General features: G+C 72.4%; 29 protein-coding genes. 19 read left to right on the forward strand and 10 right to left on the reverse strand.

The window, feature by feature from the left end; genetic code table 11:
- From HMPREF3099_RS13350 to HMPREF3099_RS03570, 4 genes are all read left to right on the forward strand, one after another.
- Positions 1-439 (forward strand): glycoside hydrolase family protein (locus HMPREF3099_RS13350; RefSeq protein WP_237769732.1); only part of this gene is annotated, 439 nt, incomplete at its 5' end.
- A complete protein-coding gene (locus HMPREF3099_RS03560; RefSeq protein ID WP_070704029.1) occupies positions 439-1,629 on the forward strand; it encodes an MFS transporter in 1,191 nt (396 codons plus the stop codon). The genes HMPREF3099_RS13350 and HMPREF3099_RS03560, both read left to right, overlap by 1 nt.
- A 127-nt stretch (positions 1,630-1,756) precedes the next feature.
- The gene (gene fbaA, locus HMPREF3099_RS03565) at positions 1,757-2,797 is read left to right on the forward strand and encodes a class II fructose-bisphosphate aldolase (RefSeq protein ID WP_070704032.1); all 1,041 of its coding nucleotides are present in this window, start codon (positions 1,757-1,759) and stop codon (positions 2,795-2,797) included.
- Positions 2,797-3,204, forward strand: a complete 408-nt coding sequence (locus HMPREF3099_RS03570) for a DUF3151 domain-containing protein (RefSeq protein WP_070704035.1) — start codon at positions 2,797-2,799, stop codon at positions 3,202-3,204. Before fbaA ends, HMPREF3099_RS03570 begins: the two co-directional genes overlap by 1 nt.
- Positions 3,205-3,481: 277 nt before the next feature.
- Here the strand turns inward: HMPREF3099_RS03570 and HMPREF3099_RS03575 are convergent, their stop codons facing one another.
- Entirely contained in the window at positions 3,482-4,102 is a 621-nt protein-coding gene (locus HMPREF3099_RS03575; RefSeq protein WP_070704037.1) for a GNAT family N-acetyltransferase, read from the reverse strand.
- Between the two features lie 373 nt (positions 4,103-4,475).
- Here HMPREF3099_RS03575 and HMPREF3099_RS03580 point away from each other — a divergent pair, with 373 nt between their 5' ends.
- A complete protein-coding gene (locus HMPREF3099_RS03580; RefSeq protein WP_070704040.1) occupies positions 4,476-5,813 on the forward strand; it encodes an adenylosuccinate synthase in 1,338 nt (445 codons plus the stop codon).
- Positions 5,814-5,849: 36 nt separating this feature from the next.
- Complete coding sequence (locus tag HMPREF3099_RS03585) at positions 5,850-6,245, forward strand: hypothetical protein (protein ID WP_141761970.1); 396 nt, start codon at positions 5,850-5,852, stop codon at positions 6,243-6,245.
- 18 nt (positions 6,246-6,263) lie between these two features.
- Here the strand turns inward: HMPREF3099_RS03585 and HMPREF3099_RS03590 are convergent, their stop codons facing one another.
- Positions 6,264-6,590, reverse strand: a complete 327-nt coding sequence (locus HMPREF3099_RS03590; RefSeq protein ID WP_070704046.1) for an ATP-binding domain-containing protein — start codon at positions 6,588-6,590, stop codon at positions 6,264-6,266.
- Between the two features lie 84 nt (positions 6,591-6,674).
- On the opposite strand from HMPREF3099_RS03590, the gene HMPREF3099_RS03595 reads away from it, so the two are divergent.
- A complete protein-coding gene (locus HMPREF3099_RS03595) occupies positions 6,675-7,790 on the forward strand; it encodes a hypothetical protein (RefSeq protein WP_141761971.1) in 1,116 nt (371 codons plus the stop codon).
- 57 nt (positions 7,791-7,847) lie between these two features.
- On the opposite strand, the gene HMPREF3099_RS03600 is transcribed toward HMPREF3099_RS03595, so the two are convergent.
- Entirely contained in the window at positions 7,848-10,115 is a 2,268-nt protein-coding gene (locus HMPREF3099_RS03600; RefSeq protein ID WP_070704050.1) for a HelD family protein, read from the reverse strand.
- A gap of 316 nt (positions 10,116-10,431) precedes the next feature.
- Here HMPREF3099_RS03600 and HMPREF3099_RS03605 point away from each other — a divergent pair, with 316 nt between their 5' ends.
- The 3 genes from HMPREF3099_RS03605 (at position 10,432) to HMPREF3099_RS03615 (ending at position 12,602) form a co-directional block, all read left to right on the forward strand.
- Positions 10,432-11,088, forward strand: coding sequence for a hypothetical protein (locus HMPREF3099_RS03605; RefSeq protein ID WP_070704052.1), 657 nt, complete (start codon positions 10,432-10,434; stop codon positions 11,086-11,088).
- 33 nt (positions 11,089-11,121) lie between these two features.
- Positions 11,122-11,751: a hypothetical protein gene (locus tag HMPREF3099_RS12710; protein ID WP_070704054.1), complete on the forward strand. Its 630-nt coding sequence runs from the start codon at positions 11,122-11,124 to the stop codon at positions 11,749-11,751.
- A gap of 89 nt (positions 11,752-11,840) precedes the next feature.
- The gene (locus tag HMPREF3099_RS03615; protein ID WP_070704109.1) at positions 11,841-12,602 is read left to right on the forward strand and encodes an SIR2 family NAD-dependent protein deacylase; all 762 of its coding nucleotides are present in this window, start codon (positions 11,841-11,843) and stop codon (positions 12,600-12,602) included.
- Between the two features lie 5 nt (positions 12,603-12,607).
- Here HMPREF3099_RS03615 and HMPREF3099_RS03620 read toward each other — a convergent pair whose 3' ends face one another.
- On the reverse strand, positions 12,608-13,150 hold the full coding sequence (locus HMPREF3099_RS03620) for an O-acetyl-ADP-ribose deacetylase (RefSeq protein WP_070704057.1): 543 nt from the start codon (positions 13,148-13,150) through the stop codon (positions 12,608-12,610).
- A 214-nt stretch (positions 13,151-13,364) separates the two neighbouring features.
- Between HMPREF3099_RS03620 and HMPREF3099_RS03625 the strand changes: the two genes are divergently transcribed.
- Genes HMPREF3099_RS03625 through HMPREF3099_RS03635 form a run of 3 tightly spaced genes read left to right on the forward strand, consistent with a single transcriptional unit; the run spans position 13,365 to position 16,262 of the window.
- Positions 13,365-13,937: a pyridoxine/pyridoxamine 5'-phosphate oxidase gene (locus tag HMPREF3099_RS03625; protein ID WP_070704060.1), complete on the forward strand. Its 573-nt coding sequence runs from the start codon at positions 13,365-13,367 to the stop codon at positions 13,935-13,937.
- A gap of 58 nt (positions 13,938-13,995) precedes the next feature.
- Positions 13,996-15,291 (forward strand): phosphoribosylamine--glycine ligase, encoded by a 1,296-nt coding sequence (gene purD / locus HMPREF3099_RS03630; RefSeq protein WP_070704064.1) that lies wholly within the window; start codon positions 13,996-13,998, stop codon positions 15,289-15,291.
- A complete protein-coding gene (locus tag HMPREF3099_RS03635) occupies positions 15,288-16,262 on the forward strand; it encodes a phosphoribosylaminoimidazolesuccinocarboxamide synthase (protein WP_070704067.1) in 975 nt (324 codons plus the stop codon). The genes purD and HMPREF3099_RS03635 overlap by 4 nt, the downstream gene beginning before the upstream one ends.
- 27 nt (positions 16,263-16,289) lie before the next feature.
- Here the strand turns inward: HMPREF3099_RS03635 and HMPREF3099_RS03640 are convergent, their stop codons facing one another.
- Both HMPREF3099_RS03640 and HMPREF3099_RS03645 read right to left on the reverse strand, forming a co-directional pair.
- Positions 16,290-16,904 (reverse strand): hypothetical protein, encoded by a 615-nt coding sequence (locus HMPREF3099_RS03640; RefSeq protein ID WP_070704069.1) that lies wholly within the window; start codon positions 16,902-16,904, stop codon positions 16,290-16,292.
- A gap of 8 nt (positions 16,905-16,912) precedes the next feature.
- Positions 16,913-17,455, reverse strand: coding sequence for a zinc metalloprotease (locus HMPREF3099_RS03645; protein WP_070704071.1), 543 nt, complete (start codon positions 17,453-17,455; stop codon positions 16,913-16,915).
- Between the two features lie 207 nt (positions 17,456-17,662).
- On the opposite strand from HMPREF3099_RS03645, the gene HMPREF3099_RS03650 reads away from it, so the two are divergent.
- From HMPREF3099_RS03650 to HMPREF3099_RS03665, 4 genes are all read left to right on the forward strand, one after another.
- Complete coding sequence (locus tag HMPREF3099_RS03650; protein ID WP_202816677.1) at positions 17,663-17,863, forward strand: ribbon-helix-helix protein, CopG family; 201 nt, start codon at positions 17,663-17,665, stop codon at positions 17,861-17,863.
- 2 nt (positions 17,864-17,865) lie between these two features.
- Positions 17,866-18,231 (forward strand): type II toxin-antitoxin system death-on-curing family toxin, encoded by a 366-nt coding sequence (locus HMPREF3099_RS03655; RefSeq protein ID WP_237769733.1) that lies wholly within the window; start codon positions 17,866-17,868, stop codon positions 18,229-18,231.
- Between the two features lie 366 nt (positions 18,232-18,597).
- Positions 18,598-18,918 (forward strand): VOC family protein, encoded by a 321-nt coding sequence (locus HMPREF3099_RS03660; protein WP_083323465.1) that lies wholly within the window; start codon positions 18,598-18,600, stop codon positions 18,916-18,918.
- Between the two features lie 33 nt (positions 18,919-18,951).
- The gene (locus tag HMPREF3099_RS03665; RefSeq protein ID WP_070704081.1) at positions 18,952-19,314 is read left to right on the forward strand and encodes a hypothetical protein; all 363 of its coding nucleotides are present in this window, start codon (positions 18,952-18,954) and stop codon (positions 19,312-19,314) included.
- Here the strand turns inward: HMPREF3099_RS03665 and HMPREF3099_RS03670 are convergent.
- On the reverse strand, positions 19,274-19,672 hold the full coding sequence (locus HMPREF3099_RS03670; protein WP_070704085.1) for a hypothetical protein: 399 nt from the start codon (positions 19,670-19,672) through the stop codon (positions 19,274-19,276). The genes HMPREF3099_RS03665 and HMPREF3099_RS03670 overlap by 41 nt on opposite strands.
- 62 nt (positions 19,673-19,734) lie before the next feature.
- On the reverse strand, positions 19,735-20,985 hold the full coding sequence (locus HMPREF3099_RS03675) for a pyridoxal phosphate-dependent aminotransferase (protein WP_070704088.1): 1,251 nt from the start codon (positions 20,983-20,985) through the stop codon (positions 19,735-19,737).
- 452 nt (positions 20,986-21,437) lie between these two features.
- Here HMPREF3099_RS03675 and HMPREF3099_RS03680 point away from each other — a divergent pair, with 452 nt between their 5' ends.
- Entirely contained in the window at positions 21,438-21,683 is a 246-nt protein-coding gene (locus HMPREF3099_RS03680) for a hypothetical protein (protein WP_141761972.1), read from the forward strand.
- Here the strand turns inward: HMPREF3099_RS03680 and HMPREF3099_RS03685 are convergent.
- Together HMPREF3099_RS03685 and HMPREF3099_RS03690 are read right to left on the reverse strand one after the other, a co-directional pair.
- Positions 21,670-22,476, reverse strand: a complete 807-nt coding sequence (locus HMPREF3099_RS03685; RefSeq protein ID WP_141761973.1) for a spermidine synthase — start codon at positions 22,474-22,476, stop codon at positions 21,670-21,672. The two genes, HMPREF3099_RS03680 and HMPREF3099_RS03685, sit on opposite strands and share 14 nt — an antisense overlap.
- 10 nt (positions 22,477-22,486) lie before the next feature.
- Positions 22,487-23,539, reverse strand: coding sequence for a zinc-binding dehydrogenase (locus HMPREF3099_RS03690; RefSeq protein WP_070704103.1), 1,053 nt, complete (start codon positions 23,537-23,539; stop codon positions 22,487-22,489).
- A 122-nt stretch (positions 23,540-23,661) separates the two neighbouring features.
- Here HMPREF3099_RS03690 and HMPREF3099_RS03695 point away from each other — a divergent pair, with 122 nt between their 5' ends.
- Positions 23,662-24,891, forward strand: a complete 1,230-nt coding sequence (locus HMPREF3099_RS03695; RefSeq protein ID WP_070704106.1) for an arginine deiminase — start codon at positions 23,662-23,664, stop codon at positions 24,889-24,891.
- Positions 24,892-24,959 lie beyond the last annotated feature (68 nt).

Consider the following 24,959-nt stretch of genomic DNA (forward strand, 5'->3'; position numbering starts at 1 on the left):
TGCTACACCCTCAGATCGGAAGAGCCGGATTGCGCAGGTGGCCGCTCGGCTGGGCTGTAAGGACATCGCGAGAAAGTGCCTAAAAGCCATTTCGTATAGGCATATGGTGCTACCTGGCTATATTTTTGGTGGCGCGGGTGTAGCGGAGGCGAATTTCGATCTCGGCCGAATGCTTGGTGACCCCCATGTTGCAAAAGTCGGCCGAGGCCAGTTGGAGGCTGTGATTGATGTTTTCGGCGTGCGTCCCGAATTCGTTCATGGCGCGTCGTGGGCCCTTGGGCAGAGTGGGCGCGTCTTCCCCGGTGAGGGTCTGATGAAGTCATCCTGTGATTTTGCTACTGGTTCTGCTGGCATCCTGCGCGTGGCTAGGCGCATGGCCGGGGGCTATCCGAACGAGTTGTTCGGTGACCATTTCTCCTTCGCTGGGGAGAGGTGCTGATGGGCCGGGTGTGGTGGTTCGGGTTCGCGCGGGGGCTCTCGATGGTGGGCGATGCCGCGTGGGCTCTGGCCGTGATCTGGCTGATCATGGACGACGGTGGCCCCGGCATCTCCGGAACATACTTGGCCGTCTGTGCGGCGGTCACCTCGTTGCTCATGGTCCCGGCCAGTCGTTTGGTCGGTCGGCTCGGGACGTGGCGGGCCATGGTGTGCAGCGACGCGTTGGGCTTCTTGGTGCTCCTGGCCGCGTGGGTTGGTGTGCTGCAGGGGCTTCCGCGCGTCTGGGTACTGGCCTCCACCGGGGTGGTGCTCGCCCTCCTGGCGGCGGTGTACAGACCCTCCAGCAGCGCGTTCCTGCAGCAGATCGCCCCCGAGGGGGATCTGACCCGTGCCATGGGTGTCCGGCAGCTGAGCAACGCGGCCGGGGGAGTGCTGGGCGCCGCCGCCGGAGGAGTCGTCCTGGCGGCCGGCGGGCTCACCTGGATCGTGGTGTTCAACGCCGTGACCTTCCTGGCGGCCATGGCGATCGTGCTGTGTCTGCCTCGGGTGGTGGCAGAGGAGCCGGAGCAGGAGGCGGGTTCCCCATCGGTGAGGGAGTCTCTCGGGATGGTGCTGCGGCACCCGCTGCGCAAGTGGCTCGTGCTGCGCGGTTTCGCCCTCAACCTGGCGGGCATGGCCCTGCTCTCGGTGGTGCTGGTTGCGCGGGTGCAGGAACGCGGCTGGGGTGCGGGGTACTACGGCCTGGCGGAGGCGACGCTCGCGGTCGCCACCATCGTGATGGGCCTGGTGGTCTCGCGGTGGCGCGGCCCCGAGCACGTGGGTCAGGCGGGTACCTGGGGAAGCCTCGGAGCGGTGCTGTGCGTGGTGGGGGCGTGTCTGGCCATCTCACGACCGGCCACCCTGGTCCTGCTGCTCCTCGCCGGGGTCTTGCTGGTGTTGGGCAGCGTGTACTCCGACTCCCTGCTGTTCGGCTCGGTGGATCAGCGCTCCATGGTCGCCCTGCACGCTGTGGTGATGGCGCTGTCCACCATCGGCATTCCGGTGGGGCAGGCGCTGGCCGGGGCTGCACTGGAGCTGTGGGGCGGGGTGCCGGTCATCACGGCGGCCGGGGTGCTGCTGACGGGGGTGTGCCTTGGGTCGCTGGCGGTTGCGGAGATCCGCACGGCGCAGGCCTCCGAACGGACTGCCTGAGGTGTCACCGGGGCTGGGTGGTCGCGGGTCGGTCTGACAGGATGGCCGGCAGCAGGCAACGGTGCCGGACCCGCCCGCGTGGTGAGCCGCCGCGCCCGTTCAGGACGGACTGGAGAAGGAGAACCACATGCCCATCGCAACCCCTGAGGTCTACCGCGACATGCTCGACCGGGCCAAGGCGGAGAAGTTCGCCTACCCGGCCATCAACGTCAGCTCCTCCCAGACGCTGAACGCCGCCATCCGGGGCTTCGCCGAGGCCGGGTCCGACGGCATCATCCAGGTCTCCACCGGCGGCTCGGAGTACTTCTCCGGACCCACCGTCAAGGACATGGTCACCGGTGCGCGCGCCTTCGCGGCCTTCGCCCGCGAGGTGGCCAAGAACTACGACGTGAACATCGCCCTGCACACCGACCACTGCCCCAAGGACAAGCTGGACGGCTTCGTGCGCCCGCTGCTGGACGCCTCCGAGGAGGAGTACAAGGCGCACGGCACCCCGCTGTTCCAGTCGCACATGTGGGACGGCTCGGCGGTGCCGCTGGAGGAGAACCTGCAGATCGCCACCGAGCTGCTGGAGCGCTGCAAGGCCCTCGACATCATCCTCGAGGTCGAGATTGGCGTGGTCGGCGGCGAGGAGGACGGCGTCGCCAACGAGATCAACGAGCAACTGTACACCACCCCCGAGGACGCCATCGCCACCGTCGAGGCCCTGGGCCTGGGCGAGAAGGGCCGGTACATGGCCGCCCTGACCTTCGGCAACGTGCACGGTGTCTACAAGCCGGGCAACGTGAAGCTGCGCCCGGAGATCCTGAAGCAGGCGCAGGCGGCCGTGGTCGAGAAGTTCGGCCCCAGCCAGCACTCGAGCGTGGCCGACAAGCCCTTCGACCTGGTCTTCCACGGCGGCTCCGGTTCCACCGAGCAGGAGATCTCCGATGCGGTGGACTACGGCGTGGTGAAGATGAACGTGGACACCGACACCCAGTACGCCTTCACCCGCCCGGTGGCCGGCTGGATGCTGGAGAACTACTCCGGCGTGCTGAAGGTCGACGGCGAGGTGGGCAACAAGAAGCAGTACGACCCGCGCTCCTGGGGCAAGGCCGCCGAGGAGTCGATGGCGGCTCGGGTGGCGCTGGCCTGCGAGAACCTGCGCTCGGCCGGGACGCACCGCTGATGGCCGGCGAGAACCTGCTGGGCATCCCGCCCACCGAGCTGCCGGAGGACCCGGCCGTGCCGGCCCTGGAGCAGGGTCAGGACGCGCGGACGGTGGCGGCGGCACGGCCGACCTCGTCCGCTGCCTGGGCGGAGCTGGCCGAGGCGGCCCTGGAGGACGGGCTCACCATCGAGGCCTACGCCTTCGCCCGCACCGGCTACCACCGAGGGCTGGACGCGCTGCGGCGCTCCGGCTGGCGCGGGCAGGGGCCGATCCCGTGGGAGCACGTGCCGAACCGCGGGTTCCTGCGGTGCGTGGCGGCGCTCTCCCGGGCCGCCGGCGAGATCGGTGAGGCCGACGAGGAGCACCGCTGCCGCGAGTTCCTCAAGGACTCCAGCGCCGAGGGGTACGCCGCCCTCGGCCTGTGACGCCCGGGCGCTGCGTAGGCCGGAGGCGGTGACGCCCGGGCGCTGCGGGGCCGGAGCGCCCCCTCCCCATCGGCCGAGAGGTCCATTGATGGTCATCTCGACAGTCGAGGTGACCATCAATGGACCTCTCGCGGGTACCTGGGGGGGTGTCCCGGCGGGTACCTGGCCCTCAGTGGGCGCCTGGCCCACGGAGGTACGCGCGGTGGGCGTCCACCGTCATCCGCAGCGGGTGACTGGTCCTCACCCCCAGCGGCACCCCCGGCGGTGTAGAGCTCCGTCACCCGACCGCCTCCCGCACCCGGGCCTCCAGCCGGTCCCGGGCAGCCGGCCACTCGTGGGCCAGCAGGGAGAAGCAGGCGGTGTCGCGCACCGTGCCGTCGGGGCGGCGCTTGTGGTGGCGCAGCACCCCGTCGTGGCGGGCGCCGAGCTTCTCGATGGCCGCGCGGCTGCGGGCGTTGAGCGCGTCGGTGTGCCAGACGACCACCTCGGCGCCCATGCGCTCGAAGGCGTGGCGCAGCATCTGCAGCTTGGAGTCGGCGTTGTGGCCGCGGCCGTGGAGGTCGCCGCGCAGCCAGGTGAAGCCGACGGCGACCGACCGCACCGACGGGTCGGGGGCATAGAAGGACGTGGTGCCCAGGAAGGCGCCGGTCGCGGTGTCCGTCTGGGCCAGGGGGATGCGGGTGCTGGCCTCCCGGGCCGCCAGGGCGTCGGCCACGTCGGCGCGCGCCTCCTCGAGGGTGCGCGGGAAGGGGCGGGACAGCCAGCGCCACGCCTCGGGGCCGGTGGCCCGGGCGGCCTCGAGCCAGCCGGGGGCGTGCTCGGCGGTGAGGGGCACGAGCCGGACCAGGCGTCCGGCATCGGGCGGGGGAGGGGTCCACCAGGCGGCGTCGCTCGTCATGGCCCGATGATGCCGGAGCCGGGACCCGCCGCCGCGGTGTCCCGGCACACCACTGAGGTGTCCATCAATGGTCACTTCGACTGTCGAGAGGTCCATTGATGGACACCTCAGCGGCGGTGGGGGCGGGCGAGTGACCTCAGTGGCGGTGGGGGGCGAGTGACCTCGGTGATTGGCGGTGGGTGAGCTCGGCGGCGGCCGGTGCGGGTGGATGGCGCCGGGCGTCCCGGCCCCGGGGCCCCGTCCCGCAGCCCGCCCCGCCGGTAGACTCCCCCGGTACCGGCTCCCGCGCGGCGGCGAGACCCGCAGCCAGCCGGTGCACCGGCGGGAAGCACCGTCCGGGGACGCGATCCAGCGCGGGGCGAAGGGAACCGGCATGCCGGCGATCGTGATCGTGGGCGCCCAGTGGGGCGACGAGGGCAAGGGCAAGGCCACCGACCAGCTCGGCGCGCGCGTCGACCAGGTGGTCAAGTTCAACGGGGGCAACAACGCCGGCCACACCGTGGTCATCGACGGCGAGAAGTACGCCCTGCACCTGCTGCCCAGCGGCATCCTGACCCCCGGGGTCACGCCCATCATCGGCAACGGCGTCGTGGTCGACCTGGCCGTCCTCTTCGAGGAGATCGAGGCCCTGGAGGCCCGCGGCGTGGACACCAGCAAGCTGCGCGTCAGTGCCAACGCCCACGTCATCGCGCCGTACAACACCACGCTCGACAAGGTCGGCGAGCGCTTCCTCGGAAAGCGCAAGATCGGCACCACCGGCCGCGGTATCGGCCCCACCTATGCCGACAAGATGAACCGCATCGGCATCCGCGTGCAGGACCTGTTCGACGAGTCGATCCTGCGCCAGAAGGTCGAGGCGGCGCTGGTGCTCAAGAACGAGCTGCTGGTCAAGACCTACAACCGCCGAGCCGTGGAGGTCGAGGAGACCGTCGCCGAGCTGCGGTCCTACGTCGAGCGTCTGCGCCCGATGGTGGTGGACTCCGGCCTGGAGATCACCCGCGCGCTCGATGCCGGGCAGACCGTGCTGTTCGAGGCGGGCCAGGCCACGATGCTGGACGTCGACCACGGCACCTACCCGTTCGTGACCTCGTCCTCCTGCGTGGCCGCCGGTGCCTCCACCGGGTCGGGCATGGCCCCGGGGCGCATGGACCGCGTGGTCGGCATCTTCAAGGCCTACACCACCCGCGTGGGCGAGGGGCCGTTCCCCACCGAGCTGCTCGACGAGACCGGCGAGGCCCTGCGCCGGGCCGGTGGCGAGTTCGGCACCACCACCGGGCGTCCGCGTCGTTGTGGCTGGGCCGACGCCCTCGTGGGCCGCTACGCCACGCGCGTCAACGGGCTGACCGACATGGTCCTCACCAAGCTGGACACCCTCACCGGCTTCGAGACCCTGCGGATCGCCACGGGGTACCGGGTGCCGGTGGCCGAGGCGTCCGGGCTGGGCGACGGGCGCACCGAGGGCGAGTGGGTATACTTCGACGAGATGCCGATGTCGCAGAGCGACTTCCACCACGCCCAGCCGGTCTACGAGGACCACCCGGGCTGGCAGGAGGACATCTCCGGATGCCGCGAGTTCTCCGACCTGCCGCAGGCCGCGCAGGACTACGTGCTGCGCCTGGAGGAGCTCATCGGCACGCGCATCAGCGTCATCGGCGTGGGCCCGGGGCGCGAGCAGTCCATCGTGCGCCACGAGCTGGCCCCGGAGCGCTGAGCCGCCCCCGGGGGAGGATCGACGGAGGATGCGGTGATGCGACGCAGTGCTCTGGTGTGTGCGTCGGTCGTGGGCCTCGCCGCCTGCGGCCCCCAGCCGACCGAGGACGACGCGGTGCAGACCGCGGCGGCCTTCTTCGAGCGCGTGGACCGTGGGGACGGGGATGCCGCCAGCGGCATCACGCGGGGCGGACCGCAGCCCATCCCGACCACCGACGCGGAGACGACCGACCTCTACCGAGATCTCCTGGGGTTTCCGGACGGCGACTGTGAGTTGGCGGACGACTGGGAGGACAGCGAGGTTGACCGGCCCGAGGACGGCCGGTGGACGGTGCAGGTGCACCTGCGGCTGACGTGCGACGGCGAGTCGAAGGCTCTGACGGTGCCCGTGGTCGAGCGCACGGGGACGGTGGACCTGGACGCAGCGGGGTGACGGGCGCCCGGCACCCCCTCACTGCTCGGTCAGCACCACCATCCGGTGGGCGGCGCGGGTGAAGACCACGTAGAGCACGCGCGCGCCGCCGGGGGACTCCGCCACGATCTCCTCGGGGTCCACCACCACGGTCGCGTCGTACTCCAGGCCCTTGGTGCTCATCGGGTCGATGACGAAGACCCGCGGATTCTCCTCGCCCAGCTCCTGCGTGGCGGCCTCCATGTCGAGCCGGTGCGCCTCGGGTGTGATGACCGCGATGGCGCCCTCGACGGCCTCGAGCAGGCCGGACGCGGCCTCCACGGCGGCCGTGGCCCACGCTCCGGAGTCCGCCCCGCTGGCGGCCACGGCGCGCTCCTCGGCCTCCCGCCGGGAGGAGCCGCGGAACCACAGGAGGATCCCTGTGTCCCGCAGGCCGCCTACCGTGGCCGCATGAGGCGCATGTGGATGGTCCTGACCGCGGCCGGGCTGGCCCTAACCGCCGGGTGTGGGTCAGGTGTGGACGAGGGGCAGGTGGAGGAGTTCGAGTCGTGGGCCCGGGACCAGCCGCAGGTGCAGTCGGTCGACTCGGTGACCTTCGAGGAACCGGACACTCTGTTCGGCGGAACCAACCCCGAGGTCATCACGACGCTGCACTTCTCGCCCGAGAACAGCGACGAGCAGATCCTCTCCGTCGCCGGGGCGATGGCCGGTGTCCTCACCGAGGGAGGGGACCCCAAGTACCGGGTCGGTGAGCGGGAGGGCGTCACCTTCCGACTGCAGGGCGACGACCTGGTCGACCGGCGGACCCTGGGTCTGGCCTCCGACCTCGAGGCTGCGGCTCCCGACGCGCAGCCGCTCGATCCCGACGTGGACCACGTGGCCATGGTGACGCCGTCGAGCGTCTCGGCGGTGGTGCCGGATGCGGACATGGCCGACCTCGCGCGGTCCATCGCAACCAGCGGTGGTGCCGTCGGCAACGACCTGACGGTCACCATCCAGGGGCAGGGCGGGTCGTCGTTCACCTTTCAGGCGGGGGCCGGCCAGGACACTGCGTCGCTCGCCGCGATCGGCGCGGAGCTCGCAGGGCAGGGCATCGAGGTCCGGACGATGCAGCAGACACCGGACGGCCACCTGTCCATGGAGGTCGGGGAGATGGACCGCTCCCAGGCGGTCGAGCTCGACCGGGCGGTGCGTTCGTGGCCGGCCGGGGCCGTGGTGCAGGGCGAGGTGGCCGCCTCGGCCGTGCCGGGGGCGACCGAACCGGTCAACCTCTCGTTCGACACCCGCCTGCTGCCGGCCGGTCAGATGGAGGGCCTGCTCGACGCCGTCGGCGAGGTCCCCGGCCCGTGGACCGTCCTCAGCGTCGGCATCACCGAGGGGCGCAGCGCCGCCTACCTGGCCATCCCCGGCGATGACCGGGAACCCTCTGCGGAGGACATCGCCCGAGTGAAGGAGGGTGGGCTGGCGCTCACGCGGTACGTGGACAGCTACTTCCTCAACGGCACCCAGGAGGAGGGCGATGCCGTCCCGGGTGAGTGGGTCTCGCCGGGGCCGCAGAACCCCTGAGGCGCCTCGGCGCCCCGGTGCGGCCGCGTCCCGGCCACCATCGGCCTCCCGCAGCCCTCACTGCTCGGTCAGCACCACCATCCGGTGGGCGGCGCGGGTGAAGACCACGTAGAGCACGCGCGCGCCGCCGGGGGACTCCGCCACGATCTCCTCGGGGTCCACCACCACGGTCGCGTCGTACTCCAGGCCCTTGGTGCTCATCGGGTCGATGACCACCACCTGCGGGTGCTCGGCGCGCAGCGGCTCGCACGCGGCCTCGACGTCCACCCGGTGCACCTGCGGCGTGATGACGGCGATCGCGCCGTCGACCGCGCCGGTGAGCTCGCGGGCGGCCTCCACGGCGGCGGTCGCCCACGCCCCGGAGTCCCGCCCACTGGCGGCCACGGCCCGCTCGGTCGGTTCGATGCCGGTCTCCCGCACCGCGTTCGGGATGTCCGCATCGGCCTCGTGGCGGCGGATGTACTCCGCGGCGTAGGCGAAGATCTCCGAGGCGTTGCGGTAGTTGGTGTCCATGTGGAACGAGCGGCGCGGCTTGGCCCCGAAGGCCTCCTCGCGCGCCTCGGCGGCCTCGGCGGCATCGGGCCAGGAGGCCTGCGCGGCGTCGCCGACCACGGTCCACGAGGCGGTGCGGCCGCGGCGGCCCAGCATGCGCCACTGCATGGGGGAGAGGTCCTGCGCCTCGTCCACCAGCAGGTGCGCGTACGCCTCGGGCGGCTCCACGGTGCCGTACAGCAGCCGCTCCCACGCGGTGGTCGGCGTCACCTGGTGGTACTCGGCCTCGGAGCGCCCCTCGCCGCCCTTGAGCGCGGCCACGCCGTACTGGCTGGCGTCCTCCAGCTCCTCCACCTCGTAGAAGCCGCGCTCGGTGTCCACCTCCACCCGGGGCTCACCGATGCGCGCGGCCACCTCGTCCACCAGTGCCGCGTCGGCGACCGACCAGGTGCCGGTGTCCAGGGCCACCTGCATCGATGCCGCCAGCGCGGCCTGCTCGTCGGCGTCCAGCAGGTCGCGGGCCCAGTCGGCCAGGCGCTCGGCGTCGGCGAGCCAGAGCACCACCTCGCGGGGGTCCACGGGGCGCCACCAGGACTCCATGAAGGCGTCCACCTCGCGGGAGTCCTCGAAGCGGTCGAAGAAGCGCTCCCGGTCCTCGCGCAGCACCTCACCGGACATCTGCGAGCGGGCCTGCGTCCACGCCTCCCGGGAGAGCAGTTCGCGTGCCGCCGCGGCGGCGTCGTTGCGTTTGGCTCCCCGCAGCACGGTGTTGCGGATGCGGCGCAGCGCCTTCTCGTCGATGCGCAGGGCGTGGCCGCTGACGAAGGTGCGCAGCTCGGTGGGCGCGTCCGGGGCGGGGGCCTTGGCGGCTCGTGCCAGCACCCGGCGGATGCGCAGGGCGCCCTTCACGGCGGCGGCCTCGGGGGTGTCCAGGCGCACGCCGGTGAGGCCGTCCACCACGTCGCCGGCGGCGCGCAGGGCCACGGAGTCCTCGCCCAGGGTGGGCAGCACGCGCTCGATGTAGGCGGTGTAGGCCGCGCTGGGACCGATGACGAGCACGCCGCCGTGCTCGTAGCGGCGCCGGTCGGTGTAGAGCAGGTAGGCGGCGCGGTGGAGGGCCACCACGGTCTTGCCGGTGCCCGGGCCGCCGGTGATGGTGGTGACGCCGCGGGCCTCGGCGCGGATCGCCTCGTCCTGGTGCTGCTGGATGGTGGCCACGATGTCGCGCATGCGCCCGCCGCGGGAGCGGGTGAGGGCGGCCATGAGCGCGCCGTCGCCCACCACGGGCAGGTCGGCCGGCGGCTCGGCCACCATGAGGTCGTCCTCGATGCCGATGACCTGCTCGGCGCGGCAGCGCAGCACGCGGCGGCGCACCACCTTGTGGGGCTGCACGGGCGTGGCCCGGTAGAAGGCGCTGGCGGCCGGGGCACGCCAGTCCACCACCAGGGGCTCGTAGTCGTCGTCGCGCACACCCAGGCGGCCGATGTAGCGGACCTCCTCGACGGTGGGGGCGTCGCCCTCGGCGGGGCCGGCGTCCGGCATCGAGTGGTCGAGGTCGAGGCGGCCGAAGACCAGGCCCTCGTGCTCCATCTCCAGGGAGGTGCGGCGCTTGTGGCTGCTGAACACCAGGGCGTCGCGCTCGAACAGGCCGGACATCTCCTCGTCGCGGACGTCGCCGGTGCGCATGGTGCGCCCGCGGGCCAGGCCCTCGGCCTCCACCAGGCCGGCGCGCTCGGCGGCCTTGGCCAGCTCGGCGTGCACCCGGTCGACGTGCGCCTGCTCGAGGGCGATCTCGCGCTCGGCGACGGGGTCCTGCTCACGGGGGGTGCTCAACTGCGGTCTCCTGCTCGGTGGTGGCCCTCGGGCAAACGGCCCTCAAGTCTACGGGCGGGCGAGCCGTGCCCGGGTGTGGCGGCCGGGGCTCGGCGCGGGAGCCGGAGAAGTGAGCCAGGCCACGTATTCATTTCACGGCGGAATGATTTGTGGGGCTATTCCTCAGGCGTGAGGGTAAATGTTCGGTAAATGATTAGTGAAATCTCCTGCGGATGGTCATTTCCGCACCTGTGACGCTCCTAGCGTGTGCGGCTCCGGGCAGATCGCACCAGCGCCCGACCCCCGTCCACACCTCGCGAACCCACAGGAGAGAACCATGAGGACCCTGCGCATCGCCGCTGCAGCCGCCGCCCTGGCCACCGGCCTGGCGGGCACCGCCACCACCGCCGCCCAGGCCGACTCGTCCTGGAAGGAGACGGACGTCTGGCACATCAAGAACGCCGGACCGGTCCGCTCCAACCTGCTCAACGACAAGCCCGTCTGCAACGCCTGGGAGCAGTACCGCACCCACATCACCGAGGTGCGCACCAGCTTCACCCCGGTGGGCGCCATCCAGACCACCAACCTCAGCGACAAGCCCATCCCGCTCACCCAGGAGCTGAGCGCCACCCAGTCGTTCACCCTCAAGCTCGACGGTGACTTCTCGCGCTCGTTCACCCTCGGTGGCACCGGCAGCGGTGACAACGGCAGCGGCGAGATCGCCGCCACCTGGACCCAGGCCATCCAGCCCGGCTTCAGCTACACGATGAGCTGGACCACCGGCCAGACCATCGGCCCGGTCGACGTGAAGCCGGGCTACGCCGCCCGCGCCACCTACGGCTTCAACACGGTGAGCTTCAAGGGCACCCAGCAGTACTGCAAGCTCAACGGCACCTGGAGCCAGCCCACCCCGGTCTCGGGTACCGCCCCCACCGCCAAGGACGTCCGCGTGGAGCAGTACGCCGACGGCGAGCTGCCCGAGAGCCGCTACTGAGCCCCACCGACCACACACCCAGGAGATCTGCGCATGAACACCATGACCCGCCGTTCCGCCCTCGGCGCGATCGTGGCCGCCGCCACCGGGGCCGCCACCGCCGCCCACGCCGAGCCGGAGCACGTGTACGAGACCCGCAACGAGGTCATCGACCTCAAGGCCTCCAACGTCACCGTCACCACCCCCGTGCCCGGCGCCATGAGCACCGGCCAGTTCACGGTGGCCAACGAGTCCCGCTACGCCCTGCCCGAGGGCTACCAGGTGACCCTGCGCTTCCGCGTGGTGGACGCCCCCTCGGTGGCGGGCCGCACCTCCGGTACGCAGTCCTACGTGTCCACCACCGCCACCCCCTCCTCCGGCTCCCTGCGCGTGAAGTTCTCCGGCGCCACCGACGCCAAGGTGGGCACCGACGGCGTCGCCACCGCCACCGTGGCCCACCGCCAGCGCGCCGGCCTGGGCATCTACGGCACCTGGTCGGGCGCCCACATCGTGGCCGACGGTGAGAACGCCCACGCCACCCAGCGCTACCGCGTGGTGCTCGAGTGCCCCTCGCGCACCATGGAGTACACGACCCTGGAGAACCGCGCCGACGGTGCCATGGTGACCGTGAAGCACGTGGTGACCATCAAGGGCGGCACCTTCGAGCTCGACCGCGACCTCTGAGACCAGCCCCCTCCGAGGTGACCCGCGAGGCGGGGCCGGCACGTCGCCGGCCCCGCCTCGTCGTGTCCCCGGTGGTTAGCGTGGGCGGCATGAAGACCCACGATGCCGTGCCGCCCGCCGTCGTCGAGCTGGCCCGGAACGCTGAGCGGGTGGTGGTGCTCACCGGCGCCGGGGCGTCCGCCGAGTCGGGGGTGCCCACCTTCCGGGAGGCGCAGACGGGGCTGTGGGAGCGCTTCGACCCGATGGCGCTGGCCACCGGCGAGGCGTGGGAGGCCGATCCCGCGCGGTCCTGGGCCTGGTACGCCTGGCGGGCGTCGCTGGTGCGCCGCGCGCAGCCGCACGCCGGGCACCACGCCATCACCCGGTGGCAGCAGCGCGAGGGGGTGGACCTGCGGGTGGGCACCCAGAACGTGGACGACCTGCACGAGCGGGCCGGTACCGCGGTGATGGCGCACGTCCACGGCGACCTGTTCGCGCTGCGGTGCGCCGACTGCGGGGTGCCGTCCCGGGCCGACTACCCCCAGGTGCCCGAGCCCGTGGAGCGTCTGGAGCCGCCGGTCTGCACCGAGTGCGGCGGCTGGGTGCGGCCGGGGGTGGTGTGGTTCGGCGAGATGCTGCCCGAGCGGGCGCTCGCCGCCACCGTGGAGGCGGCCGAGCAGGCGGACCTCGTGGTGGTCGTGGGCACCTCGGGGCTGGTGTACCCGGCGGCGGCCGTTCCCGGCATCGCGCGGGAGGCCGGGGTGCCCGTGGTGGAGGTCAACCCGGCTGGGCCGTCGCTGCCCGAGGGGGCCGACCACGTCATCGCGGCCCCGGCCGGCCAGGTGCTGCCGACCCTCGTGGCCGGCCTCTGAGGGGCTCAGCGGTCGGGCTGCTCGGCCTCGAAGGCCGCCAGCAGCTCTGGTGAGAACAGCACGAAGCGCACCAGCCGCACGGAGGCCGGCCCGCCGGCGGCGAACTCCCGGGCGGCCGCCATCGCCTCGCGCGCGGCGTCGGTGGCCGACCACCCGTAGACCCCCGCGCCCACGGCCGGCAGCGCCACGGAGTGGGCGCCCACCTCGTCGGCCACCCGGAGTGAGCCGGCGAACGCCGCCCGCAGCAGCGCGGGATCGGTCTCGCCCGCACCACGGTTGGGGCCCACCGTGTGCACCACCCAGCGGGCCGGCAGGCCCCCGGCCCCGGTGGCCACGGCATCCCCGACGGGCAGCCCGTCGGGGAGCGAGGTGGCGCGCAGCTGGCGGCACTCGGCCAGCAGCGACGGCCCGGCCGCCCGGTGGATGGCGCCGTCCACCCCGCCGCCGCCCAGCAGCCCGGAGTTGGCCGCGTTGACGACGGCGTCCACCGGCTGGGTGGTGATGTCGCCCTGCACGCACTCGATGCGGATGCCGTTCACGTCGCTCATGCCCCCATCGTGGCAAGGCGCCGGGCGAGTGTCGCCCGCGCGGCTCGCCCTCGCGCCGTCCGCCCGCACACCCCGCCCGCGCGCGTGCCCACACGGTGGAGCGGGCTTCCCGCGATGCGGGCACGGCACTCCACCGTCCCTCGACGTCAGGCGGCCACGGCGTGCGCTGTCCTCGGCTGGAGCGACCCGCCCGTGCCCTTCTAGCGTGGAGGGCATGAGCCAGTTGAGCGACCGCCTCCGTGCCCTGCCCGCGTTCCCGGCGGACCTGCCCGTCCTCGACCCGGAGACCGCACCGGCCGACCCCGTCGAGCTCTTCCTCGCCTGGCTGGACGACGCCATCGAGGCCGGGGAGCGCCAGCCGCACGGCATGGCGCTGACCACCCTGGCCCCCGACGGCACGCCCGTGGGCCGCGTGCTGATCCTCAAGGAGGTGGACGCCCGCGGATTCCACTTCTCCACCCACCGCACCAGCCGCAAGGGCCAGCAGCTGGCCGACCACCCCCGGGCCTCGATGCTGTTCTGGTTCAAGGAGGCCGGCCGCACGGTGCGTGTCACCGGCGCCGTGCGTGCTCTGGACGAGTCCGCCTCGCAGCGGGACTGGGAGGGGCGGCCGGGATACGACGGCGCCCCCAACCCGGACTGGCAGCTCTACGCCCTGGTACCCGAGGAGCTCGAGTTCATGCAGGCCCGCGAGGACCGGAACCACACGCGGCTGGAGTACCGCCGGTCCGCCGAGGACGCCGGGCCGGCCTGGGCGCGCGGCCTCGTGACCACGCCCGCCGGTTGAGCCGCGGTGGCCGGCGCCACCCCGGGCCGCCCCGCCCCGCCCCGATAGGGTTCGGCCCGTGAAGATCCTCGTCCTCGGCACCGGCGGACGCGAGCACGGCATCCTCGAGGCCCTCCGCCGCACCCAGCACCCCGACCACCCGCACGAACTGTTCGCCGCCCCCGGCAACCCCGGCATGGCGCAGCTCGCCCAGTGCCGCGCGGTCGATGCCGGCAACCCGGCCGCCGTCGTCGCGCTCGCCGGCGAGCTGGGCGTCGACCTCGTGGTGGTGGGCCCGGAGGCCCCGCTGGTGGCCGGCATCGCCGACGCGCTGCGCGAGGCCGGCGTGCCCACCGTGGGCCCGGACGCCGAGGCGGCCCGTCTGGAGGGCTCCAAGTCCTTCGCCAAGGAGGTCATGACCGCTGCCGGCGTGCCCACCGCCGAGGCCCGCGTCTGCACCGACGAGGACTCCGTGCCTGCTGCCCTGAACGCCTTCGCCACCAACGCGGCCGGTGAGGCCGTGCCGTGGGTGGTCAAGGCCGACGGACTGGCCGGCGGCAAGGGCGTGGTGGTGACCACCGACCGCGAGGAGGCGCAGCGCCACGCCGCGGACTGCATCGCCAAGGAGGGCCACGTGGTCGTGGAGGAGTACCTCGACGGCCCGGAGGCCAGCGTCTTCTGCCTGCTCGACGGCACGAGCGCCATCGCCCTGCCGGCCGCCCAGGACTTCAAGCGCGCCGGCGACGGCGACCTCGGCCCCAACACCGGCGGCATGGGTGCCTACAGCCCGCTCGCGTGGGCGCCGGCCGACCTCGAGGCCGAGGTGGTGCGCACCATCGCCCAGCCGGTGGCCGACGAGATGGCCCGCCGCGGCAACCCGTTCGTGGGCGTGCTCTACGTGGGCTTGGCGCTCACCGCCGCCGGTCCGCGCGTGGTGGAGTTCAACGTCCGCTTCGGTGACCCGGACTCCCAGGCCGTGCTGGCCCGCCTCACCTCCCCGCTGGCCGAGCTGCTGCACGCCACCGCCACCGGCACCCTGTCCGATGCCGCCGGGCCCACCTTCACCGACGACGCCGCCTGCGTGGTGGTGCTGGCCGCCGACGGCTACCCGGCCGCGCCCGTCAAGGGCGGCCAGCTCACCGGCATCGCCGAGGCCGAGGCCCGCGGGGTGACCGTGCTGCACGCCGGTACCCGCACCGAGGACGACCGCCTGCTGGCCGACGGCGGTCGCGTGCTCGACGTGGTGGCCCGCGGTGCCGACCTGGCCCACGCCCGGGAGAACGCCTACGCCGGGCTGTCCCTCATCGACCTGCCCGGTGGGTGGGCCCGCACCGATATCGCCGCCGAGGCCGCGGCCGGAAGGATCACGCTGTGAGCACCCAGACCCCCCGCGAGCTGCCCGGTTACGAGCTGGTGCACGCCGGCAAGGTGCGCGAGCTGTACGCGCCCGGCCCCGACGCCCCGCTGCCCGAGGGGTACGGAGCCGACGAGGTGCTGCTCATGGTGGCCAGCGACCGCATCAGCGCCTACGACTACATCCTGAGCACCCCCATCGCCGACAAGGGCGAGGTGCTCACCCGCATGAGCCTGTGGTGGTTCGACCAGCTGGCCGACCTGGTGCCGCACCACGTGCTGGCCACCGGGGCGCCGTACGTGCCCGACGCCGTGGCCGGCCGCGCGGTGCTGGTGAAGAAGCTGCGCATGCTGCCCGTGGAGTGCGTGGCCCGCGCCCACCTCACCGGCGGCGGCCTGAAGGAGTACGAGGCCACCGGCACCGTCTCCGGCATCCGCCTGCCCGAGGGGCTCGTGGACGGCTCCGAGCTGCCCGACCCGGTCTTCACGCCCTCCACCAAGGCCCCGGCGGGGGAGCACGACGAGCCGATCAGCTTCGAGCAGGTCCGCGAGACCATCGGCCACCCGCTGGCTCGCGCCGCCCGCAACCTCACCGTGGACATCCTGCGCCGCGGGCACGAGGTGGCGGCCGGTCGCGGCATCATCGTGGCCGACACCAAGGTGGAGTTCGGCCTGGAGGGCGTGGACGCCGACACCGACCTGCGCACCGTCACCGAGGACGACCTGGCCTCCGGGCGGGTGCGCATCGTGCTGGCCGACGAGGTGCTCACGCCGGACTCCTCGCGCTTCTGGCCGGCTGACGGGTTCGCGCCGGGCCGCCAGCAGCCGAGCTTCGACAAGCAGTACGTGCGCGACTGGCTGACCTCCGAGGCGTCCGGGTGGGACAAGGCCTCCGACGCCCCGCCGCCGGCGCTGCCGGACGAGGTGGTGCAGGGAACGCGCGCCAAGTACGTGGAGGCCTTCGAGCGGCTGACGGGGGAGTCCTTCCGCTGAGAGGCTGGCGTTCCGCAGGCTAGCCCGTCAGCCAGCCTCCTTGATGCTTCGTGCGACGTCCTGGACGTCCTCAGCGTGAGGCCACGGTGAGCCTGGGTCCTCACCCGCAACCATGGGGTTCTCGAGCTGGCCAGAATCTTCGTACCAGAGGCCGTCAGCGAACAACACCTTCGGCGGGTCGTCCACGACGCCTCCCTCGGGGACTGTGAGGGACGTGCCCTCCGGGGACTCACCGGTCCACGGGCTCCAGACGGCAACCACCTCGCCGGTCGGGAGAGCGGCGCGGATGTCCTCGAGGTCGGATCCCTCCGGCTGCATCATCTCGAGATGCACCACCTCCCCTGCTTCGCTGGATCCGTGCAGGGGTTCCACCACCTCCGCGGTCAGAGATGCGAACTCGTACCGGACCTCGCCCAGGATCCTGCGCTGGTGGCCGGGCTGCGCGTATTTGAGGCGCACAACGGCGGCATCGGTGGCCCTCTCCACGACGTCGGCGCTCGTGTTCACCGGCTCGTAGTCCACGTGTGTGCGGCTCTCGGCATTGAGGTCGTGGAGGGAGCGTTCCTCTGACATTCCATTGCAGCCGGTCAGCATCAGGGTGGCAGACAAGAGAACGATTCCGGCGCGTGGGTAGGTAGGCATGATTCTCCTTAGAAGAACCTATTGATGTCGTCTATGTCCGATGCGCTGTAAGAGCGCCAGCGCCAGTGGGTCGAGGGGACTTCTCCTTGGATCATGGCGCTGGTGCTGTCGTGGCGAAAGCTCACGCTGTGTCCCACTTCGTGCACGGTCGTCTTGCGGATGTCGGACCAGTCGTCCTCCCCCTTTATCAGCTCGGCGAAGTCGATATAGACCGAACCCTTGTAGGAGTTTCCGCCTCTGCAGTCGTCGCAGACATAGCGGCCTCTCACTCCAGGGGGAAGGTTGTCGCTGAACCACGTCACATCGTTGTACCCGAAATAGCGGCCGCACCCGTATCCGACATACTCAATGGTCATGTCTGTCGTGTCCCGAAGTCGCCGCATGGCATAGCGCGCCGGCTCTTGCTCGGAGGATGTCATGTTCGCGTAGCAGTATGTGTGCTTACCATCCACCGGTTTCCCCCAGGGCTCCTCAGGGTAGTCGGCGAAGGCCGCGGGGGTCGGGAGAAGCGTCAGTCCCAAGGTCACGGTGGACAGCAACTTTGCGCGCATGGAACCACGTTGACACCCCCCCCGGGGGGCGTCAATACCCCTTCAGGCCGCTCAGCGGGCAAGCCAGATCAGGCGCCACCTATCCGTGCGGCAGGCCCGGGTCATTCCGTTTCGCCGGCGGAGTGGTTCTGAAGTGGTTGACGGGTCTGCGGCACGGGGACACCGCCTGACATGACGGTACGGTAATGATACCGTTCCTGTGTGGCCATGACTCTACGCACCGACGAGACCCTGGATGCCGCTCTGGCGGAACTGTCGCAGCGCGAAGGACGCTCCCGGCAGGAGATCATCCGCCTCGCGGTGCTCGAGAGGGCTGAGCGCGGTCGGTCCGACCTCGCCGTGGCCGAGTCCGTGGAGCGGATGCGGGGCGAGTGGCGTGAGGTGCTCGACCGCCTCGGGTCGGTGTGACCGTGCGCCTGGACCTGCGCCACCTCCTGCTCATGGCGGAGCAGGAGGGCATCGGTCCCGTCCGCGATGCCGGCCTGCTCGCGTCGGCTGCGGAGCGCCCGTGGACGACCGTCATGGGTGCTCAGGCCTACCCGTCGGCCGAGGAGAAGGCGTCTGCCCTCCTGCACTCCGTCGTCACGCACCACCCGCTCGTGGACGGCAACAAGCGGTTGGGCTTCCTCGGTGCGCTGGTCCTCCTGGACCTCCAAGGTCTTCGTCTGGACCTCGCGCCCGCCGAGGCGTTCACCCTCGTCATGGACGTGGCGTCCGGGGAGCTCCGGGACGTGGGAGACATCGCACGGAGGGTGCGCACGGCGCAGCGCGCCTGACTCACGGGTGGCGTGGGTCGTGTGATCGCGCTCATGCGGGTTCGAGAGGCTCGGCCACTTCGGTGTCGGCGGCGGCCCACGCCGGCCCCACCTCTCAGGTCGGCCACAGTTCCGCCACGGCTCTGGCGGCGGGGGCGGGGAGCCCGATGATCGAGCCACGCCGTTCTCCATGGCCGCCGCTGACGGGCTGGTGACCTACTCCGGCACGCCGTCGGACCTCGTCATGGAGCCGCTCGTGCTGGACACGCTGGCGTGGGACGGGCAGGGCGCCTGCTGGTACACCGTCTCCGCCCAGGGTGACGGTGGGCGCACCACAGTCTTGCCCGAGGGCACCACGAGCCGGCGTCCGAGCCGTTCTACGAGCTGGTGCTGGACTGTGCGGACCCCGGCACTCAGGTGCGCTGGTGGCACGGCGTCGTCGGCGGCGAGCTCGGTCACGACGAGCAGCACGGTTGGTGGTGGGTCGACCCTGGCGGCGCCTGGCCGTGGGAGAGCATCGTGTTCACCGCCGTCCCGGAGCCCAAGCGAGGGAGGAACCGCGTGCACTGGGACCTCTGGGCCGATGCGGGCCAAGTGCACGCCGCCGGTGCGACCGTCCTCGAGCGGCAGCCCGACCGGACGGTCATGGCCGACCCCGAGGGCAACGAGTTCTGCGTCTTCGCCCCGCCACAGTGCGCCCTGGACTGACGCCAGTGCCGCGGGCCCACCTACCCTGACGCCATGCCCGTGACCCAGCTCGTCCTGCCCTTGGCGGCCACCGTCCTGGTGACCGCGCTGGCCACGTACGTGGCCCGCCGCCCCAGCGAGGCCGTGGGTGGGGCGGGCCGGGCGGTCGGCGCGGTGGTCACCGCGATGGTGGCCGCGTGGCTCCTCGCGGCGCCGGTGCTCGCCGCCTCGGGTGGCCCGCTCCCGGTCGATGGGGGAGCGTCCGGGTACCTGGTCGTGCTCACCGTCCGTGCGGTGTCCGTGGTGGTGCTCTGGGCCGTGTTCTGGCGGCTCCGCACCGAGCGGGCGCTCTCGGTGGCGCTGCTGGTCACCCTCGTCATGGCACTGCCGGAGCTGGGCTGGGCACTCGGCCGCTGACGGCCGTCACCTCCAGCGGGTACCGGCGGGCGCCCTCGCCCCCTCCGGGCGTCAGGTCGAACGCCGCGTCGGTGCCCAGCCCGCGCAACGCCACCACGGCGATGCCGTCGGCCTGGCGCAGCAGCTCCTCCGGCGTCGTCGAGTAGTCCATCGAGATGCCGTCCGTGGCGGGCCGGAAGGCCTCGTGGAGCGCGTCCACGCGGCCCCGGGCGCAGGTGACGGAGTCGCTCGGGCTCGATGACGTGTGGGGCGCGGCCTCGTCCGGCCCTCCCGTGCAGCTGGACAGCACCGGTACCGCCAGCGCCGCCGCAGCAGCCGTCGCCCAGAACCGTCGTCCCGCCCCACCCGTGGTCGTCATGGGGTGGCCCTAGGCCCCCGCCCGCCCTCGTGGCGGTTCTGTGCGGGACCTGGGAGGCCCCCTCAGCCCTGCCGGTAGCTGCGCAGGAAGTTGCCCATGCGCTCCACGGCCACGGTGAGGTCGTCCGGGTGCGGCAGGGTCACCACGCGGAAGTGGTCGGTGGTGGGGATGTTGAAGCCCGACCCGTGGGTCACCAGGATCTTCTCGCTGCGCAGCAGGTCCAGGGCGAACTGCTGGTCGTCACGGATCTCGTGGACCTCCGGGTCCAGCCGTGGGAAGGCGTACAGCGCCCCGGTCGGCTTCACGCAGCTCACCCCCTCGATGCGGTTGAGCCCCTCCCAGGCGACGTCGCGGCTGCGGGTGAGACGCCCCATCGGCAGCAGCAGGTCCTCGATGGACTGCCGCCCGCCCAGCGCGGCCTGGATGGCCTGCTGCCCGGGCACGTTGGCGCACAGCCGGGTGGAGGTGAGCAGCTCCACGCCCTCGAGGAAGCCGCGCGCGTGCTCCCGCGGGCCGCTGATCACCATCCACGCCGAGCGGAACCCGGCCACGCGGTAGGTCTTGCTCAGCCCGTTGAGGGTGACGCACAGCAGGTCCGGGGCGAAGGTGGCCAGGTTGGTGGCCGGCACGCCGTCGTAGGTGATGCGGTCGTAGATCTCGTCGGCGAACAGCAGCAGCCCGTGGCGGCGGGCCACGTCCGCCAGGGCGCGCAGGGTCTCGTCGCTGTAGACCGCGCCGGTGGGGTTGTTGGGGTTGATGACGACGATCGCCTTGGTCCGATCGGTCACCTTGGCCTCGATGTCGGCCACGTCGGGGTTCCACCCGGTGGCCTCGTCGCACACGTAGTGCACGGGGCGCCCGCCGGACAGGGAGGTGGCCGCGGTCCACAGCGGGTAGTCCGGGGCGGGCACGAGCACCTCGTCGCCGTCGTCGAGCAGGGCGTTGAGCAGCAACATGATGAGCTCGCTCACCCCGTTGCCCAGGTACACGTCGTCCACGTCCACCTGCGGGAAGCCGGGCGTCTCGTTGTACCGGTCCACCACGGCATGCCGGGCCGAGAGGATGCCCTTGGACTCGGAGTACCCGTGGCTCACCGGCAGGGTGGCGATCATGTCGCGCAGGATGTCGCTGGGCGGCGGGAAGTCGAACGGCGCCGGGTTGCCGATGTTCAGCTTGAGCACGTGCTCGCCGGCGGCCTCCATGCGCTGCGCCTCGGCGTTCACCGGGCCGCGGATCTCGTAGAGCACGTCGGCGAGCTTGGAGCTCTGGGGGAGCCTGCGGGGAGTGCGCTGGTGGCCGGGCTGGACCGTCATCGAGCCATGGTCGCACGGACCCCGGAGGCGTCCCGCCCACGGGGTGAGCCCCGGCGCGGCAGTCGGCCGGGAGTGTGGAGGCATGACGACACGGCGAGGGGTGCTGGTGACCGCCGCGGCTTTGGGCGCAGGTCTGCTCACGGGATGCCGGACGGGCGACCTGCCCGGGAGGGGGGACACCGGTCCGGTGCAGACCTGTGCCATTCCACCGCGGGACCCGTGGGCGGAGGCGGCCGTCAAGCAGCTGACGGGTACCACCGTGAAGTACCTGCTTCGGCCCACCGAGGCCCGGGAGCGGTTCGAGGCCATCGCCGTGGCCGAGCTGCGCGTGGATCCCGACCCGCGTGACGGCATGCTGTTCCTGAGCGGCACCGTGGTCGATGCCGTGCAGGGCGCTCGTGCACGACAGCGCCTGCGGATCGTGTACCCGGGGGTTCGGGGTCAGGCCGCAGGTGGTTGCCGACCTGCTGGCGACCGTCGGGCACCGGGTCCTCGTGTTCTGGGGCGGGAGGAACGGGGAGATCGCCTCCCCGGAGGGACTCTGGTACGAGCTGCCCATCATGGGGTGCGACCGACCCGTCGGCAGGACGGTGAGCAACCCGGCCCACGGCATCGGGGCCCCGACCGGGTGGGGTGAGGTCACGAGCCTCGACGGCCTCGTCGAGGCCCTGCGGGGGGACTCCGCTAGCGGGCGATGAGCACCTCGGTGGGCAGCGCCGCGGTGGTCGCCCACCGGCGCAGGGTCTCCACCCACGCGATGTCGGTGGGGCCGTCGCCCCGCCGGGCCACGAGCACCACGTTGCCCGGTTGCTTGCCGCGGGCCACCTCGCGGGTGGTCACCATCGCCACCGGGCCGCGCCAGCCGCCCTCCCCCCAGGCCGATGCGGTGGCGCGCGCCGTCGGCAGGCCCGGTGCGTCCGAGACGTTCATCGCCAGCACCCCGCCGTCACCCACCACCCGCAGGCAGTCGCCGGCGAAGGCGGCGGTCAGCAGGTCCGCCGGCACCTCACCGTCGTCGAAGGCGTCCACGACCACCGCGTCGGCGCTGGTGTCCTTGAGCCCCGCCACCCCGGTGGCCCCGTCCTGCGGCCGCACCCTGATGCGGTGCCCGGCTGGCAGCGGCAGGCGCGCGCGCACCGCCTCGGTGAGCGCCGCGTCGGGCTCCAGCACGATCTGCGGCGACCCCGGACGCGTGGCCTGCACCCACCGGGCCAGGGTCATGCCGGCCCCGCCCACATGGGTCACGCCCAGCCGTTCGGGGGCCGCCACGCCGGGCACGAGGTCGAGCACGGCGGCCAGGTGCTGCACGTAGGGGAACACCAGCCGCGTGGGGTCGTCGGGGTCCACGTGCGACTGCGGACGCCCGTCGCGCAGCACGAGCACGCCGCCGCCGTCGGCCTCCTCGAAGCCCAGGTGCCCGGGCAGCACGGCGGCGGGCGACGGGTCCTGCCCCCGTCGCCCGCCTCGTCGCTGCTCGCGCCGTCGCGCCATCAGGCCCCGCTCACGGGCGAAGCATCACCTTGATGGCGGCGCGCTCGTCCATGGCGGTGTAGGCCTCGGCCACGTCGTCCAGGGGCATCACGGCGTCGAACACCTTCCCCGGCTCGATGTCGCCGGCCAGCACCGCGTCGCGCAGCGCCTCGCCGTAGGCACGCACCGGGGCCACCCCGCCGGCGACGTTGACGTTGCGCCGGAACATCAGCTCGATCGGCAGCTCGATGCCGTGCGGCACGCCCACGTAGCCCACCGTGCCGCCGGGGCGCGCCGAGCGGATGGCCTGCAGCATCGCGTCGTGCGTGCCCACGCACTCCAGCACCCGGTCGGCTCCCCGCCCGTCGGTCAGGTCGCGCACCGCCTGCACGCCCTCGTCGCCGCGGGCCTCCACCACGTCGGTGGCGCCGAACTCGCGGGCCACGGCCTGACGCGGGGCGTGCCGCGACATCGCGATGATCCGCCCCGCGCCCTTCATCCGCGCGGACAGCACGCCGCACAGGCCCACCGCGCCGTCGCCCACCACCACGACGGTCTCGCCCTCCTGCACCCCGGCGCGGGTGGCGGCGTGCCAGCCGGTGCCCATGACGTCCGAGCAGGTGAGCAGGCTCTTGAGCAACCCCTCCTCCACGTCCTCGTCGACGCCGTCCACCGGTACCAGGGTGCCGTTGGCCCGGGGCACGCGGACGGCCTCGCCCTGGCCCCCGTCCACGAGGTGCCCGTCGCGGTCCGGCCCGCCCCAGCCACCACCGCGCTCGCAGGAGGTCTGCACGCCCGAGCGGCACGGGGCGCAGCCGCCGCAGGACCACACGAAGGGAGCGACGACGAACTGGCCCCGCCGCAGCTGCACGTCGTCGCCGGTCTCCTCCACCACGCCCACGAACTCGTGGCCGATGCGGCGGGGCTCGGTCACCTCGTTGGCGCCCCGGTAGGGCCACAGGTCCGAACCGCACACGCAGCTGGCCACCACGCGCACCACGGCGTCGGTGGGCAGCACCACCTGCGGGTCGGGGACCTGCTCGAGGCGGACGTCTCCGGCGGCGTGGATCACGGTGGCTCGCATACGTGCGATCCTTGCACGTGACATGCACCCGGGCAGCCGGGGCCTGCTGGTCCGAAGGGGATCGGCGCCCCGGGCGGTCGGCCCCCGCCGGCCACTCCTCCCGGGAGAGGAAGGATCTCTCCATGGCATTCCACGTGGGCTCCGAGGTGGGCCGTCTCAAGCAGGTGATCGTGCACCGTCCGGGGCTCGAGATGAGCCGCCTGACCCCCTCCAACTGCGAGCGCTACCTCTTCGACGAGGTGCTCTGGCTCGAGCGCGCGCAGGAGGAGCACGACCAGTTCCGTACCGTGATGGAGGACCGCGGCGTCCTCGTGCACGAGTTCTCCGACCTCCTCACGACCACCGTGGGCATCCCCGAGGCCCGGGCGCACGTGCTGGACAACTCGCTGGACGAGCGCATCATCGGCCCGCGTGCCGTGGAGGAGCTGCGTGGCGTCTTCGACGAGATGCCGGCCGAGGAGCTGGCCACCTTCCTGGTGGGCGGCATCACCAAGGGTGAGCTGCTGGAGCGCGCCTCCGGCTCGTCGTCGCTCTACATGGCCTCGCTGGCCGACCGCGACATGGTGCTGGCCCCGCTGCCCAACCACCTGTTCACGCGCGACACCTCGGCCTGGATGTACGGCGGCGTCTCGGTGAACTCCATGCACAAGAAGGCCCGCCGCCGCGAGACCGTGCACTTCGAGGCCATCTACCGCTGGCACCCGCTGTTCGCCGACGCCGACTTCCAGCAGTGGAACGACGGCCTGGCCTCCGGGCCGGCCACCACCGAGGGCGGCGACATGCTCGTCATCGGCAACGGTGCGGTCATGGTGGGCATCTCCGAGCGCACCAACCCGCAGGGTGTGGAGCGCGTGGCCCGCACCCTCCTGGCCTCCGGCCAGGCGCACACGGTGCTGGCGCTGGACATGCCCAAGGCGCGTGCGCTCATGCACCTGGACACGGTCATGACGATGCTCAACCCCACCACCTTCACCCGCTACACCGGCCTGCCGCCGATGCAGAGCTGGACCCTGACCGCCGACGGCGAGGGCCCCGACGCGCAGGTGAAGGTGCAGCACAACGCCCCCGAGCAGCTGGACGCGGCCATCGCCTCGGCGCTGGGCGTGGACGCCATCACCGTGCTGGCCGCCGACCAGGACGACCGCTCCGCCGAGCGCGAGCAGTGGGACGACGGCTGCAACGTGCTGGCCCTGGAGCCGAACGTGGTGGTGGCCTACGAGCGCAACACCACCACCAACGAGTACCTGCGCACGCAGGGCGTGGAGGTGCTGGAGATCGCCGGTGGCGAGCTCGGACGCGGCCGCGGCGGCCCCCGCTGCATGAGCTGCCCCATCGAGCGCGAGGCGGTCTGAGGTGGCGCCCCGTCGCCGCATCGACCCGGCTGCCGGGCGCGCGGCGGTGGGGCAGTGGTGCGGTGCCG

The organism is Kytococcus sp. HMSC28H12, assembly GCF_001816045.1.
Taxonomy (GTDB): Bacteria; Actinomycetota; Actinomycetes; order Actinomycetales; family Dermatophilaceae; genus Kytococcus; species Kytococcus schroeteri.

Coding starts and splice junctions, on each gene's coding strand:
- HMPREF3099_RS03560 (WP_070704029.1), top strand. CDS start 439: ATGGGCCGGGTGTGGTGGTTCGGGTTCGCGCGGGGGCTCTCGATGGTG.
- fbaA (WP_070704032.1), top strand. CDS start 1,757: ATGCCCATCGCAACCCCTGAGGTCTACCGCGACATGCTCGACCGGGCC.
- HMPREF3099_RS03570 (WP_070704035.1), top strand. CDS start 2,797: ATGGCCGGCGAGAACCTGCTGGGCATCCCGCCCACCGAGCTGCCGGAG.
- HMPREF3099_RS03575 (WP_070704037.1), bottom strand. CDS start 4,102: ATGACGAGCGACGCCGCCTGGTGGACCCCTCCCCCGCCCGATGCCGGA.
- HMPREF3099_RS03580 (WP_070704040.1), top strand. CDS start 4,476: ATGCCGGCGATCGTGATCGTGGGCGCCCAGTGGGGCGACGAGGGCAAG.
- HMPREF3099_RS03585 (WP_141761970.1), top strand. CDS start 5,850: ATGCGACGCAGTGCTCTGGTGTGTGCGTCGGTCGTGGGCCTCGCCGCC.
- HMPREF3099_RS03595 (WP_141761971.1), top strand. CDS start 6,675: ATGAGGCGCATGTGGATGGTCCTGACCGCGGCCGGGCTGGCCCTAACC.
- HMPREF3099_RS03605 (WP_070704052.1), top strand. CDS start 10,432: ATGAGGACCCTGCGCATCGCCGCTGCAGCCGCCGCCCTGGCCACCGGC.
- HMPREF3099_RS12710 (WP_070704054.1), top strand. CDS start 11,122: ATGAACACCATGACCCGCCGTTCCGCCCTCGGCGCGATCGTGGCCGCC.
- HMPREF3099_RS03615 (WP_070704109.1), top strand. CDS start 11,841: ATGAAGACCCACGATGCCGTGCCGCCCGCCGTCGTCGAGCTGGCCCGG.
- HMPREF3099_RS03620 (WP_070704057.1), bottom strand. CDS start 13,150: ATGAGCGACGTGAACGGCATCCGCATCGAGTGCGTGCAGGGCGACATC.
- HMPREF3099_RS03625 (WP_070704060.1), top strand. CDS start 13,365: ATGAGCCAGTTGAGCGACCGCCTCCGTGCCCTGCCCGCGTTCCCGGCG.
- HMPREF3099_RS03640 (WP_070704069.1), bottom strand. CDS start 16,904: ATGCCTACCTACCCACGCGCCGGAATCGTTCTCTTGTCTGCCACCCTG.
- HMPREF3099_RS03645 (WP_070704071.1), bottom strand. CDS start 17,455: ATGCGCGCAAAGTTGCTGTCCACCGTGACCTTGGGACTGACGCTTCTC.
- HMPREF3099_RS03650 (WP_202816677.1), top strand. CDS start 17,663: ATGACTCTACGCACCGACGAGACCCTGGATGCCGCTCTGGCGGAACTG.
- HMPREF3099_RS03665 (WP_070704081.1), top strand. CDS start 18,952: ATGCCCGTGACCCAGCTCGTCCTGCCCTTGGCGGCCACCGTCCTGGTG.
- HMPREF3099_RS03670 (WP_070704085.1), bottom strand. CDS start 19,672: ATGACGACCACGGGTGGGGCGGGACGACGGTTCTGGGCGACGGCTGCT.
- HMPREF3099_RS03675 (WP_070704088.1), bottom strand. CDS start 20,985: ATGACGGTCCAGCCCGGCCACCAGCGCACTCCCCGCAGGCTCCCCCAG.
- HMPREF3099_RS03685 (WP_141761973.1), bottom strand. CDS start 22,476: ATGGCGCGACGGCGCGAGCAGCGACGAGGCGGGCGACGGGGGCAGGAC.
- HMPREF3099_RS03690 (WP_070704103.1), bottom strand. CDS start 23,539: ATGCGAGCCACCGTGATCCACGCCGCCGGAGACGTCCGCCTCGAGCAG.
- HMPREF3099_RS03695 (WP_070704106.1), top strand. CDS start 23,662: ATGGCATTCCACGTGGGCTCCGAGGTGGGCCGTCTCAAGCAGGTGATC.